Source organism: Salibacterium aidingense DSM 18341 (assembly GCF_000429685.1).
Classification (GTDB): domain Bacteria; phylum Bacillota; class Bacilli; order Bacillales; family Marinococcaceae; genus Salibacterium; species Salibacterium aidingense.
The window spans coordinates 87,041-100,717 of the sequence record NZ_AUCI01000008.1; the positions used below are offsets into that span (position 1 = coordinate 87,041).

The following is a 13,677-nucleotide window of genomic DNA, read 5'->3' on the forward strand; positions in this document are numbered from 1 at the left end:
AAAAACGTGGATACTTTTATAGCTGTCATTATTATTTTCGGTGTACTGGTTGCGGTTCATGAATGGGGCCATCTGTATGTGGCGAAAAAAGCCGGTATTCTCTGCCGGGAATTTGCAATTGGTTTCGGCCCGAAAATTTTTTCCACAAAACGCAATGAAACGGTTTATACCGTTCGTCTGCTTCCTCTCGGCGGCTTTGTCCGAATGGCAGGAGAAGATCCGGAAGAAGTCCAGATTAAACCAGGTTATGAAATAGGACTCGTGTTTAACCACGAAGATAAAGTCAGTCAGATTATTGTCAATAATAAATCCAAACATCCAGAAGCAAAGGTTGTGTCGGTAGAACGTATTGATTTGGAAAACCGGCTGATGGTCGAAGCTTATCCAGACGATGAAGATGGGATCGAGACCTATCAGGTCGACGAAAAATGTGACGTCATCGTTGATGAAAAACCAGAACAGATAGCGCCGCTGGACCGTCAGTTCCGTTCAAAATCTCCGCTGAAAAAAGCGATGGCGATTTTCGCCGGACCGTTTATGAATTTTATTCTTGCCTTTATCGTATTTGTTCTGGTTGGGGTCGTGAACGGCGTCCCTCAGGATAATGCAGAATTCGGAGAGCTGAACGAAGACAGCCCGGCAAAGGAGGCCGGGCTTGAACAGGGAGATGAGATTACTTCCATTGCCGGAGAATCTGTCGATAATTGGCAGGAAATGACAGCTGTCATCCAGGAACATCCCAATGAAGAAATCAATGTGGAAGTAATACGGGATGGAAATCAGTTTTCGGCTGCGGTGGAAACCTATTCGCGCTATGATGAATTTGCGGAACAGGAGATAGGAATGATCGGGGTTCAGGCTCCGACGGATCATTCTGTACTCGAAGCTCTGCAGTACGGGACAATGCAGGTTATCGAAGTGAGCAGAGTTATTTTTGATACATTGAGCCTGATTATAACAGGTGACTTTTCGCTTGATTTTGTTTCCGGGCCGGTCGGGATATACAATTACACAGGCGAAGCTGCGTCTCTTGGCATTTTCTTTCTTATTCAATTTGCCGCGATGATCAGTGTGAACCTTGGAATTGTGAATCTGCTCCCGCTCCCTGCTCTGGATGGGGGACGGCTGTTATTTATCGGATACGAAGCAGTTCGTGGTAAACCTGTTGATCCGCAGAAAGAAGGAATGATTCACTTTTTCGGATTTGCCCTGCTGTTTTTGCTTATGCTGGTCGTAACTTGGAATGACATCAACAATTTCTTCTTATAGACGAAGCTGGGCAAATTAAGCACAACGATGCAAAAATAGAGGAAAGAGGGTTCTTTAGGTTATGAGACAGCAATTATTTTTCAGCCCAACATTAAGAGATATGCCACAGGGCGCTGATATTCCTAGTCACCAGCTGATGCTCCGGGCCGGTCTGATCCGCCAGACCGCCTCCGGCATTTATTCTTATCTTCCGCTGGGCAGGAGAGTACTTAACAATGTAGAACAAATTATCCGGGAAGAAATGGATAAAGCCGGGGCTCAGGAAATGCTCATGCCAGCAATCCAGCCGTCAGAGCTGTGGGAGGAATCCGGTCGTCTTGATGACTACGGTCCGGAGTTAATGCGTTTGAATGATCGGAATGAGAGGGAGTTCGTGTTAGGGCCGACGCATGAAGAGGTCATAACGAGTCTCGTCCGGGACGAATTAAACTCGTATAAGAAGCTGCCCATGAATCTTTACCAGATACAGACGAAATACCGGGATGAAAGAAGGCCGCGTTTTGGTGTTTTGCGATCCCGGGAATTTATTATGAAAGATGCGTATTCCTTTGATGCGGATGAAGAAAGCCTGGCAGAAAGCTATGATTCTATGTATCAGGCTTACTCCAACATATTTAAACGGTGCGGCCTTGATTTTAGAGCCGTTCAGGCAGATGCCGGAGCAATTGGAGGAAAAGGCGGGACCCACGAATTCATGGTGCTTTCGGATGTCGGAGAAGATACGATCGCCTACTCGGATTCCTCGGACTATGCGGCAAATCTGGAGATTGCAGCACTTCCGGATCATTTTACCAAGGCAGAAGCACCGGAAGAAAAGATCGAAACACGGCCTACGCCGGGTGTTAAAACAATAGAAGAGCTGGCAGAATACCTCCCGGAAAAGAAGGAACGTCTTTTAAAGTCGATTTTATTCTTCATTGATGAAAAACCGGTACTTGTGGTCTGCCGCGGCGATCATGAACTGAATGAAATAAAAGTTGGACATGCCTATGATTCACCATCCGTTAGACTGGCAGAAGAAGCAGAAATTAAAGAACTCCTGGGCGCAGACCCCGGCTTTATCGGCCCGGTGGGTGTTCCGGAGGAAGTGGAAGTGGCTGCTGATTATGCGGTGAAATCCGTTCGTTCCGGTATATGCGGCGCCAACAAAAATGATACGCATCTCCAGAATGTTCACCCCCACCGGGACTTCAACATAAAACAGTACGGCGATTTTCGGTTTGTGCAGGAAGGCGATCCGGCTCCGGATAAAAAAGGCACGATACATTTTGCAAAAGGAATCGAAGTAGGCCATGTTTTCAAACTGGGAACAAAATACAGTGAAGCTCTGGGAGCTTCTTATTTGGATGAAAACGGCCGTGCCCGCCCTATTTTAATGGGATGCTATGGAATAGGGGTGAGCCGGACACTTGCCGCCATCATCGAACAGCATCATGATGAAGATGGTTTAATTTGGCCGGCCGGTGTAGCTCCGTTTGATCTTCATCTGCTTGTACTGAACTCCAAGCAGGAGGATCAGTACGAGCTTGGAGAATCCTTATATAAAACCTTGCAGGAGGAAGGATATAATGTCCTGTATGATAACCGGAAAGAACGGGCTGGTGTGAAATTTAAAGACGCTGATTTATTTGGGCTGCCTGTCCGCATAGCCTGCGGGAAAAAAGCAGCTGATGGAATTGTGGAAGTAAAAGAAAGACGAAGCGGCGAAATGGAAGAGGTCCATATCCGTGACCTGTCCACGTATCTGTCCTCCTTATTAAAACAGCAAAAATTGCGGGCGTGATAACGAGGGAGGTTTATGATGTCAAGCGAGGAAGAACAAATCAGGAACGAGCGCTTTCAGCTGCTGCTGGAACAAATCATGATGCCCCAGGATTTAGTGAAAACTTATCTAAGGGACGGCATGGTTCAAAAACTGACTATTAATAAAGAAGAAAAAACCTGGCATTTTCACTTTTTGTTAAACAAGCATCTTCCCCATTCTGTGTTTGCCCAATTGGAGGAAAGACTGCTGCAGGCTTTTACCCATATCGCATCTGTACGATTCACCGTCACCTACCATTCTGATTATCTTCCTTTAGAATATGTGCCGGATTACTGGCCCTCTATCATTTATCGTCTGGAAGGGATTGCGCCTTACCTCAGGCAGCGCCTGAATGGCGGAAAGCCGGCAGTGGAAAGCGGAAAACTTATTCTAACCTGTAAAAATGAAGCAGAAGGGACAATGCTGGAACGAAAGCTGCAGGAGCCGTTGAACGAGATAATGAAAACATTAGGTTTTAACTCTTGTTTGATTGGGACCGAGGTGAAAACCTCTGCAGAAGAAGTAGCCCAATTTGAAGAAAGAAAGAAACAGGAAGACGAATCAAAAGTTGTCGAAGCCATGATGGAAAGAAAGAAGCAGGAAAAACAGGCGAAAGAGGAAATAAAGGCCCGCAACCTCCAGCTCGGCTATCCAATAAAAGAGGATCCCGTGCCGCTGGAATCAATTCAGGAGGAAGAACGGCGCATTACGGCTCAAGGGTATGTGTTTGAAGCAGAAACCCGGGAACTACGGAGCGGCCGTACGCTTCTAACCTTTAAAATCACAGATTACACGGATTCCATCATGGTGAAAATGTTTTCCAGAGATAAAGAAGACGTACCAGTTTATGAAGCGGTAAAGGAAGGCATGTGGCTGAAAGTGCGTGGCGGTGTGCAGAATGATACTTTCGTCCGCGATCTCGTAATGATTGCCAACGACGTAATGGAAATTCAACCGTATGTACGAAAAGACGAAGCAGAGGAGAAAAGAGTGGAACTGCATGCTCATACGGTAATGAGTCAAATGGATGCTGTTACCAGTGCTTCCCAGTATATAGAAAAAGCAGCGGAATGGGGCCATGAAGCGATGGCGATTACCGACCACGCTGTCGTTCAATCATTTCCGGAGGCTTATGATGCAAGCAAAAAATATGGCGTGAAAGTACTGTATGGAATGGAAGCCAATCTTGTCGATGACGGTGTCCCTATTGCCTACAATGAAGCAGAACGCCTGTTGGCCGATGATACATATGTCGTTTTTGATGTGGAAACAACGGGCCTCTCCGTTGTATATGACACGATTATAGAGCTTGCCGCTGTAAAAGTGAAAGATGGGGAAATTATCGATCGGTTTGAATCGTTTGCCAATCCCCACGAGAAATTGTCTGATACGATTATTGATTTAACCGGTATTACGGATGATATGCTGGAAGACGCGCCGGAAGTGAATGATGTACTCCGCGATTTTAAATCATTCTGTGGCGATGCCGTGCTCGTGGCCCACAACGCCAGCTTTGATATGGGCTTTTTGAACGAAGGCTATAAAACAGCAGAGCTGGATAAAGCAGAAAACCCGGTTATTGATACACTTGAACTTGGCCGTTATTTGTATCCAAATTTAAAAAATCACCGCCTGAATACATTATGCAAAACCTTTGATATAGAACTTGTCAGTCATCACCGGGCGATTTATGATGCGGAAGCTACCGGCTATCTGCTCTGGAAAATGGTCAAAGACGCCATCGAACATGGCATTACGATTCATAAAGATTTAAATCAAAATATGGGGCAGGGAGATTTTCACAGACTTCGTCCTTCCCATTGTACGCTGATTGCCCAGACGCAGAATGGGTTGAAAAATTTATACCAGCTGGTCTCCATGTCACATGTAGACTATTTCTACCGGACACCCCGTATCCCGCGGTCCAAGCTGCAGAAACACCGGGAAGGGATATTAGTCGGGTCTGCCTGTGACAAGGGGGAAGTATTTGAAACAATGATGCAGAAATCCTGGGAAGACGCCAAGGCAGTTGCGGAATTTTACGATTACCTTGAAGTACAGCCGCCCGGTAACTACGCTCACCTTGTTGAAAAAGAACTGGTAAAAAGCGAGGATGCCGTGTTTGATATTATTAAAAAGATCACAGCCCTCGGGGAAGAACTGGGAAAACCTGTAGCAGCTACCGGCAACGCTCATTATATTGAACCGGAGGAACACATATACCGCAAGATTCTCATCGCTTCCCAGGGCGGCGCCAATCCTCTTAATAAACAGACTCTGCCGGAGGTGTCATTTAAAACAACAGCAGAAATGCTGGAAAGTTTCGCTTTTTTAGGAGAGGAAAAAGCGAAAGAAATTGTGGTTACCGTCCCTCACACGATTGCGGAAAACGTCGAAGAAATTCATCCGGTTCCGGAGGATCTCTACACTCCTAATATCGAGGGATCGGACCAGGAAATCCGTGACATGTGCTATAATAAGGCGCGAAACATCTATGGAGAAAAGCTTCCTTCGCTTGTAGAAGAACGCCTGGAAAAAGAGTTAGAGAGCATTATTGGTCATGGTTTTGCCGTCATTTATCTTATTTCCCAGAAATTAGTTACAAAATCGCTGGAAGACGGTTATCTGGTAGGCTCGCGGGGATCGGTCGGCTCTTCTTTTGTTGCGACCATGACCGATATTACGGAAGTGAATCCGCTGCCCCCACACTATGTATGCCCTTCCTGCTGTCATTCGAAGTTTTTTAATGATGGGACCGTAGGTTCAGGTTTTGACCTCCCGGACCAAGAATGCGAACAATGTGGAACTACGTATATAAAAGACGGACACGATATTCCGTTCGAAACCTTCTTAGGGTTTAAAGGAGATAAAGTTCCGGATATTGATCTGAACTTTTCGGGAGATTATCAGCCGACCGCTCATAATTACACGAAGGAATTATTTGGAGAGGACAGAGTCTATCGTGCGGGGACCATTGGTACGGTGGCCAACAAAACCGCATATGGATTTGTGAAAGGATATCAGAATGACACGGATGCGTATTACCGCGGAGCGGAAATTGACAGGCTGGTCTCCGGATGTACAGGGGTGAAACGCACGACCGGACAGCATCCGGGAGGGATTATCGTTGTACCGGATGAATATGATATCCATGATTTCAGCCCGATCCAGTACCCTGCTGATGACAAGGGATCAGAATGGAAAACAACCCATTATGATTTCCACTCGATTCATGATAACTTACTAAAACTGGATATTTTAGGACACGATGATCCAACCGTTATCCGCATGCTTCAGGATCTAAGCGGCATTGATCCAAATACGATTCCGGTGGATGATGAAGACGTCATGAAGATTTTCAGCGGTCCTGAAATTCTCGGGGTAACGCCTGAACAGATCATGTGCAAATCAGGCACATACGGAATTCCTGAATTTGGTACGAGATTTGTCAGACAGATGCTGGAAGAAACAAACCCACGCACGTTTTCCGAACTCGTCCAAATTTCCGGCCTCTCCCACGGTGCTGATGTATGGCTTGGTAACGCGGATGAATTAATCAGAAGCGGCACTTGTGAGCTGAAAGATGTCATTGGCTGCCGGGATGATATTATGGTATATCTCATTTATAAAGGGGTGGAGCATTCCCTCGCCTTTAAAATTATGGAATTCGTACGAAAAGGGAGAGGGCTTGAGGAAGAATGGGTTCAGGAAATGAAAAAAAATGGGGTACCGGACTGGTATATTGAATCCTGTTTGAAGATAAAATATATGTTTCCTAAAGCCCATGCTGCCGCTTATGTCCTAATGGCGGTTCGTATTGCTTATTTTAAAGTGCATTTTCCTATCCTTTTTTATGCGTCCTATTTTACCGTTCGGGCGGATGATTTTGAAATTCCGACGATGATAAAAGGCGGCACGTCGATTCGGGCAAGAATTGAAGAAATTCATGGGAAAGGCATGGAAGCCCCTCCTAAAGAGAAAAGTCTGGTGACGGTGCTGGAACTCGCGCTTGAGATGTGTGAGCGAGGATTTTCTTTTCAGAAGGTTGATCTCTACCGCTCCAAAGCAAGTGAATTTGTAGTAGATGGAGATAGCCTGATCCCGCCCTTTGATTCCCTGGACGGCGTAGGGACCAATGCTGCCTGGAATATTGTCCAGGCCCGGGAGAATGGAGAATTTCTGTCGAAAGAAGACCTGCAGCAGCGCAGTAAAGCTACAAAAACAGTGATAGAACACCTGGATATGCACGGATGCCTGGAAGGAATGCCAGACTCCAACCAGTTGTCCCTGTTTTAAATGGAAGAGGCCTGCTCTTCTTTCCAGGCCAGGGTTATGTTGCATTTTATACTACAGTATGGTAATCTTTCTTTAGATACCTCGAATAAGCACGTCCTGAGAAGAGTGGGTTTGCACCCACTCTTTCGTTTTCGCTAAAAGAATAATGACGTTGTAATAGCAGAAAAATAAACAGGGTAAAGAGTGGTGGGACCGCAGTAAAGGAGGTAAGCGATGAGTAAAAGAATTAAAGACAAAACGACCGAGCTCGCAGAACCTATTGTGGAAGGGATGGGCCTGGAGCTGGTGGACGTGGAATATAAAAAGGAAGGAAAACACTGGTTTTTAAAAGTTTTCATAGACAGTGAAGACGGGGTGGACATTGAAGACTGCGGCCATGTCAGTGAAAAATTGAGCGAGACGCTGGATGAAGAAAATATTATTCAGGGCGCTTATTATCTGGATGTTTCTTCCCCTGGTGCAGAACGCCCCTTAAAAACCAAAAAAGATATTTCCCGCGCCGTTGGCAAACATGTATATGTGACGACCTATGAACCCATTGACGGGGAAAAAGCGTTTGAAGGAACCTTAACAGGGTTCGATGAAGATTCACTAAGTATTGAAGGGAAACAAAAACAAAAAACCTACCACGTACCTTATGAAAAAGTGGCTAAAGCGCGGCTGGCCATCCAATTTTAACCAAACCCCGGCTTCGAAAACGATGCTGCAGCCGGTTCAAAAGGGGGAAACGGAAAACTCATGAATAGTGATTTTATGGATGCATTATCTACGTTGGAAACAGATAAAGGAATTGAAAAAGAAGTTATTATTGAAGCAATTGAAGCCGCCCTGATTTCTGCCTATAAACGTAATTTTAACCAGGCGCAGAACGTGCGGATCGATATTGATCGTGAGGATGGCACCATCCGCGTCTTTGCCCGGAAGGAAGTAGTCGAAGAAGTTTTCGATCCCAGATTGGAAATTTCTTTAGAGGAAGCAGGGGAGATCGACCCTAATTATAAACTCGATGATATCGTCGAACTGGAAGTCACACCAAAAGATTTTGGCAGAATTGCCGCTCAAACGGCAAAACAGGTGGTCACCCAACGTGTCAGGGAAGCAGAAAGAGGTATAATTTACTCGGACTTCATTGACCGGGAAGAAGATATTATGACAGGCATCGTCCAGCGTCAGGATAACCGTTTCATTTATGTGGATCTCGGGAAAGTAGAAGCTTTGCTTCCCCAGGGAGAACAGATGCCAAATGAAACGTACCGGCACAATGACCGGCTAAAGGTATACATCACAAAAGTAGAAAAAACTACCAAAGGGCCGCAAATATTAATTTCCCGTTCCCATCCCGGCCTTTTAAAGCGTTTGTTTGAACTGGAAGTTCCGGAGATTTATGACGGAACGGTGGAAATATTATCTGTCGCCCGGGAAGCAGGGGATCGTTCGAAAATATCGGTATATGCAGAAGACCCTGAAGTAGACCCAGTCGGATCTTGTGTCGGCCCAAAGGGACAACGCGTGCAGACGATTGTAAATGAACTGAAAGGTGAAAAAATTGATATCGTCCATTATTCGGAGGATATATTCGAATACGTCACTAACGCTCTCAGCCCCTCAAAAGTTCTTGACGTTCAAGTAGACGAAGAGGATAAAAGCACCCTGGTCATTGTTCCGGACTATCAGCTTTCTCTTGCCATAGGAAAACGCGGACAGAATGCGAGACTTGCTGCAAAGCTGACAGGCTGGAAAATTGATATAAAAAGCGAGTCCGAAGCAGAAGAAAGCGGACTATATGATCCGAATAATCCATCTTATGGGGCCAGGGGACCAGCAGCGCAGCAGGATGAGGAAGAAGACGAAGATGAATTTGACCTCGATGATCCCGGCTATGAAGAAGATGAGGAAGAAGAAGAGTATTTAGAAGAAGAGTGATGGGGAAATAAAGGAGCGAGGAGATTGAAGAAAAAAAAGCCGATCAGAAAATGCATTGTCACAGGCGACACCATGGAAAAAAAAGAACTAATTCGTGTGGTGAGAACTCCGGAAGGGGAAGTCTCCGTCGATCCGACCGGAAAAAAAAACGGACGCGGTGCTTATATCACTAATAGTGAGCAATGTTTTTTAGAGGCAAAAAGAAAAGATGCGCTCTCCCGTCACTTAAATATAAAAGTGACTGAAGAAGATTATGAACGTTTGCTTGAGGAAAGAAAGAAAGGATTAAAACGATGAACCCGTCCATATATTCGTTTTTAGGCCTGGCTGCTAAAGCGGGAAAAGTGAAAACCGGGGATCATACTGTACTTGAAGAAATAAGAAAACAGTCTCTTTCTTTAGTACTGATTGCCGGGGATGCTTCACCAAACACGAAAAAAAAATTCAAAGACAAATCCAGCTATTATCAGGTGCCGTGTTATGTAACGGGGGACCGGGACGGACTTGGCCGGGCAGTCGGCAAAGGCAGCCGCGTTATTATAGGCATCACTGATAAGGGATTCGGAGGCAGGCTGATCTCGATGCTGGATGAATAAAGGTGGAGGTTATGCTTATGAGTAAGATGAGAATTTATGAATATGCGAAATCAGTCAATAAATCTAGCAAGGAAGTAGTGAATGAACTGAAAAACATGAACATTCCGGTTTCCAACCATATGTCCGTCATTAATGAGGAGACGGTCGCTAAATTGGAAGGCAAGGATAAAAAACAAACCGAGCAGCCAAAAAGTGAAAATCAGTCTCCGAAAAATAATTCTGGGAATAAACAGAATCAGCCGAACCCTGCCAAAAAGGACAGGAGTCAGCAAAAACAGGGCCATCAAAACAAACCTCCCAAAAACAAAAAACAGAATAACCAGCATAAAGGGAAGAAGAATAAAAACAATCGTTCCGGGGGCGGGAAAAAACCAGCACCGACACCGGATAAAATCACGTTCACCGGTTCCCTTACGGTAGGGGAACTGGCAGATAAACTGAACAAAGAGTCTTCCGAAATCATAAAAAAGTTAATGAGTCTGGGAGTTATGGCCACGATTAATGAGGATTTGGAAAAAGAGTCCATTGAATTAATTGCTGCTGATTATGATGTGGAGGTTGAAGAGCAAGTAGAGGTGGATGAACTTGATATTGAAAATCAGGTAGAAGCAGATGATCCTGATAAGCTGGAAGAACGGCCTCCCGTCGTTACTATTATGGGGCACGTGGACCACGGCAAAACCACCCTGCTTGATTCGATCCGCCATACAAAAGTGACGGAAGGCGAAGCGGGCGGCATTACCCAGCACATTGGTGCCTATCAAGTAAGAGAAAACAATAAAAAAATCACCTTTTTAGATACCCCGGGCCATGCTGCGTTTACCACGATGCGTGCACGCGGAGCCCAGGTAACAGATATCACCATTCTCGTGGTAGCGGCAGATGACGGAGTGATGCCGCAGACGAAAGAAGCTATCAACCATGCGAAAGCTGCCGAGGTTCCGATCATTGTAGCGGTGAACAAAATGGACAAGGAAGGCGCAAATCCTGACCGGGTGATGCAGGAACTGACAGAGTTTGAGCTTGTACCGGAAGCCTGGGGAGGAGACACGATTTACGTAAACGTCTCTGCAATCAATAACCAGGGTCTGGATGAACTCTTGGAAATGATTCTGCTTGTAGCTGAAGTGGAAGAATTGAAAGCTAACCCCGATAAACGGGCCCGGGGCACTGTTGTTGAAGCAGAGCTGGATAAAGGGCGCGGTCCTGTGGCGACCCTTCTCGTTCAGGAAGGTACCATGAAAATCGGCGATCCATTAGTTGTAGGTAATACGTATGGTAAAATCCGGGCTATGGTGAATGACGTAGGCAAAAGCGTAAAATCAGCCGGCCCGTCTACCCCGGTAGAAATTACAGGATTGAATGGGGTACCGCTGGCAGGGGATCAATTTGTGCAATTTAATGATGAGAAGAAAGCCCGCCAGTTTGGAGAGGCGCGTGCCACCCGGGCCCGGGAAGAAGAACGCAGCCAGACTTCAAAAGTAAGTATTGATGATTTATTCAGTCAAATCCAGGAAAATGAAATGAAAGAAATAAACGTTATTGTAAAGGCTGACGTACAGGGATCCGTGGAAGCAGTGAAAGGATCGCTGGAAAAGATTGATGTGGAAGGCGTGAAAGTTAATATTATTCATGCCGGCGCCGGCGCTATCGCCGAATCCGATGTTATCCTGGCTTCTGCTTCCAATGCTATCATTATTGGATTTAATGTCCGTCCGGATGCAAATGCGAAACGGACATCAGAATCAGAAAAGGTAGATATCCGGCTGCACCGTGTCATCTACGACGCCATTGAAGAAATTGAATCAGCCATGAAAGGAATGCTGGATCCTGTCTACCAGGAAAAAGTCATCGGACAGGTGGAAGTCCGGCAGCTCTTTAAAGTTTCCCGGATTGGTACGATCGCCGGAAGCTATGTGACGGAAGGCAAAATAACCAGAGATTCGAGCGTGCGTGTGATCCGGGACGGCGTCGTCATTCATGAGGGAAGCATCAAGGACTTAAAACGCTATAAGGACGATGTGAAAGAAGTGCAGTCCGGATATGAATGCGGGGTCACCCTGGAAAAGTTCAATGATATTAAAGAAGGCGACATCATCGAAGCTTACATCATGGAGGAAATTAAACCCGCATGATAGGAGCTGCTCACTGTGAATGTCTTATTTACCAGGCTCAATCTCTGAAAGAAAAGCGGGCAGTAGTAAAGAGTATAACGACCAGGCTGAAGCAAAAGCTAAACGTATCCGTAGCAGAAACAGACCATCATGACCTTTGGCAGCGGACGGCTCTTACCATTGTCACTGTTAATAGAGATAAGTCCGTGGTAGAGCGGGAGCTGCAAAAGGCACTGGATATGATGGACCGGCAGCCTGAACTGGACCGCACTGTTACGGATTATGAATGGCTTTAGTAGTAAGGAGGCGGCAGATATGAGCAACGTAAGAGCTGATCGTGTTGGAGAGCAGATAAAAAAAGAGCTGGCGGATATACTTTCACGGGAAGTAAAAGATCCCCGCGTTCAGTTTGTGACGGTAACAGGGGTGGATGTGACCGGGGATCTGCAGCAGGCGCGGGTGTTTATCACTGTGCTTGGAGAAGAAGACGATAAAGAAGAAACCCTTAAAGCTCTTCAAAAAGCACGCGGATTTATCCGCAGTGAAATCGGTAATCGGATCCATCTGCGGAAAACCCCGGAGATATCATTCGCTTTTGATGAATCGATTGATTATGGAAATCGGATTGAACGATTGTTAAAAGAGCTGAATGACGAGGAAAGGAAGTAAAGGCTTGGGATTCACAAGCCTTTTTCCTGCTCCACTGACAGGAAGAACCAGTAAAAAAGGGTGAATACATATGACAGATGCGATTATTCCCTTTTACAAATACAAAGGGGTGACTTCCCACGACTGTGTGGATGAGATCCGCCGCATATTTCATATAAAAAAAGCAGGTCACACCGGTACCCTGGATCCGGAAGTGGAAGGCGTGCTTCCTATTTGTACAGGGAAAGCCACAAAAATAGCTGATTACATTTCAGCCTACCCGAAACAGTATGAAGCGGAGATTACGCTTGGGTATTCCACTGATACGGAAGATGCGGGCGGAAAAATAACGGAAACCGGGAAGATCACCCGGCCTTTGGAGGAAAAGGAGATCCGGCAGGCGGTGGAACGTTTTCAAGGCAGGCAGGTACAGAAGCCGCCAATGTATTCAGCTGTAAAGATCCATGGAAAGAAACTGTATGAGTATGCGCGGGAAGGTAAAACAGTAGAACGACCAGGGAAGGATATCGAAATCTTTCATATCCAGTTGGTTCCTGATACACTAAAGCAAGAAGCAGATACCGTCTCCTTCCGGATCCGTGTCACTTGCAGTAAAGGCACCTTTGTCCGGACGCTGGCTGTCGATATTGGCAGAAAGCTGGGTTTTCCGGCCCATATGTCTGATTTAATCCGGACAAAATCAGGACCTTTTGCGGTCGAGGACAGTTATACTTTGGACGAGCTGAAAAAACAGGAAGCTGCCCTTGACAAAGCTGGCTTTTCCATAGAATATGCCCTGGCTGAGCTCCCGCGGGTCCGGGTACCGGAAGATACTGCGGAACGCATCATTCACGGGAGTGTCCTTCGAAAAGAAAAAGGTGCCACGCGGTCCCCTTTTGTATTTTTGTATAAAGACAAAGCGTTAGCGGTGTATCAGCATCATCCAGAAAAGGCTGGTCTCATTAAACCAAAAACGATGCTTAGACATTCTCTGTGACATGGAAAATCATAAACGGCAGGTGACCCC

Annotated in this window: 11 protein-coding genes; all 11 read left to right on the plus strand. The window is 45.9% G+C overall.

Going from position 1 to position 13,677, the window contains the following annotated elements:
* The first annotated feature begins 6 nt into the window (after positions 1–6).
* Complete coding sequence (rseP, locus tag G475_RS0109465; RefSeq protein WP_026701091.1) at positions 7–1,269, plus strand: RIP metalloprotease RseP; 1,263 nt, start codon at positions 7–9, stop codon at positions 1,267–1,269.
* A gap of 61 nt (positions 1,270–1,330) precedes the next feature.
* Positions 1,331–3,052 carry a proline--tRNA ligase gene (locus G475_RS0109470; protein ID WP_026701092.1) on the plus strand — a complete coding sequence of 574 codons (1,722 nt, stop codon included), beginning with the start codon at positions 1,331–1,333 and terminating at the stop codon, positions 3,050–3,052.
* A gap of 15 nt (positions 3,053–3,067) precedes the next feature.
* The gene (locus G475_RS0109475; protein ID WP_407636197.1) at positions 3,068–7,369 is read left to right on the plus strand and encodes a PolC-type DNA polymerase III; all 4,302 of its coding nucleotides are present in this window, start codon (positions 3,068–3,070) and stop codon (positions 7,367–7,369) included.
* Between the two features lie 213 nt (positions 7,370–7,582).
* Positions 7,583–8,047, plus strand: a complete 465-nt coding sequence (gene rimP / locus G475_RS0109480; protein WP_026701094.1) for a ribosome maturation factor RimP — start codon at positions 7,583–7,585, stop codon at positions 8,045–8,047.
* Positions 8,048–8,107: 60 nt separating this feature from the next.
* Entirely contained in the window at positions 8,108–9,292 is a 1,185-nt protein-coding gene (gene nusA / locus G475_RS0109485) for a transcription termination factor NusA (RefSeq protein ID WP_026701095.1), read from the plus strand.
* 24 nt (positions 9,293–9,316) lie between these two features.
* On the plus strand, positions 9,317–9,589 hold the full coding sequence (gene rnpM, locus G475_RS0109490) for an RNase P modulator RnpM (RefSeq protein WP_026701096.1): 273 nt from the start codon (positions 9,317–9,319) through the stop codon (positions 9,587–9,589).
* On the plus strand, positions 9,586–9,888 hold the full coding sequence (locus G475_RS0109495) for a L7Ae/L30e/S12e/Gadd45 family ribosomal protein (protein ID WP_026701097.1): 303 nt from the start codon (positions 9,586–9,588) through the stop codon (positions 9,886–9,888). The genes rnpM and G475_RS0109495 overlap by 4 nt, the downstream gene beginning before the upstream one ends.
* 17 nt (positions 9,889–9,905) lie before the next feature.
* Entirely contained in the window at positions 9,906–12,023 is a 2,118-nt protein-coding gene (gene infB, locus G475_RS0109500; protein ID WP_026701098.1) for a translation initiation factor IF-2, read from the plus strand.
* Positions 12,020–12,298 carry a DUF503 domain-containing protein gene (locus tag G475_RS0109505; protein ID WP_026701099.1) on the plus strand — a complete coding sequence of 93 codons (279 nt, stop codon included), beginning with the start codon at positions 12,020–12,022 and terminating at the stop codon, positions 12,296–12,298. Before infB ends, G475_RS0109505 begins: the two co-directional genes overlap by 4 nt.
* Before the next feature lie 19 nt (positions 12,299–12,317).
* The gene (gene rbfA / locus G475_RS0109510) at positions 12,318–12,671 is read left to right on the plus strand and encodes a 30S ribosome-binding factor RbfA (protein ID WP_026701100.1); all 354 of its coding nucleotides are present in this window, start codon (positions 12,318–12,320) and stop codon (positions 12,669–12,671) included.
* 70 nt (positions 12,672–12,741) lie between these two features.
* Positions 12,742–13,647 (plus strand): tRNA pseudouridine(55) synthase TruB, encoded by a 906-nt coding sequence (gene truB / locus G475_RS0109515; protein ID WP_035710770.1) that lies wholly within the window; start codon positions 12,742–12,744, stop codon positions 13,645–13,647.
* Positions 13,648–13,677: the final 30 nt, after the last annotated feature.

Coding starts and splice junctions, on each gene's coding strand:
- G475_RS0109470 (WP_026701092.1), top strand. CDS start 1,331: ATGAGACAGCAATTATTTTTCAGCCCAACATTAAGAGATATGCCACAG.
- nusA (WP_026701095.1), top strand. CDS start 8,108: ATGAATAGTGATTTTATGGATGCATTATCTACGTTGGAAACAGATAAA.
- rimP (WP_026701094.1), top strand. CDS start 7,583: ATGAGTAAAAGAATTAAAGACAAAACGACCGAGCTCGCAGAACCTATT.
- rbfA (WP_026701100.1), top strand. CDS start 12,318: ATGAGCAACGTAAGAGCTGATCGTGTTGGAGAGCAGATAAAAAAAGAG.
- infB (WP_026701098.1), top strand. CDS start 9,906: ATGAGTAAGATGAGAATTTATGAATATGCGAAATCAGTCAATAAATCT.
- truB (WP_035710770.1), top strand. CDS start 12,742: ATGACAGATGCGATTATTCCCTTTTACAAATACAAAGGGGTGACTTCC.
- G475_RS0109505 (WP_026701099.1), top strand. CDS start 12,020: ATGATAGGAGCTGCTCACTGTGAATGTCTTATTTACCAGGCTCAATCT.
- G475_RS0109475 (WP_407636197.1), top strand. CDS start 3,068: ATGATGTCAAGCGAGGAAGAACAAATCAGGAACGAGCGCTTTCAGCTG.
- G475_RS0109495 (WP_026701097.1), top strand. CDS start 9,586: ATGAACCCGTCCATATATTCGTTTTTAGGCCTGGCTGCTAAAGCGGGA.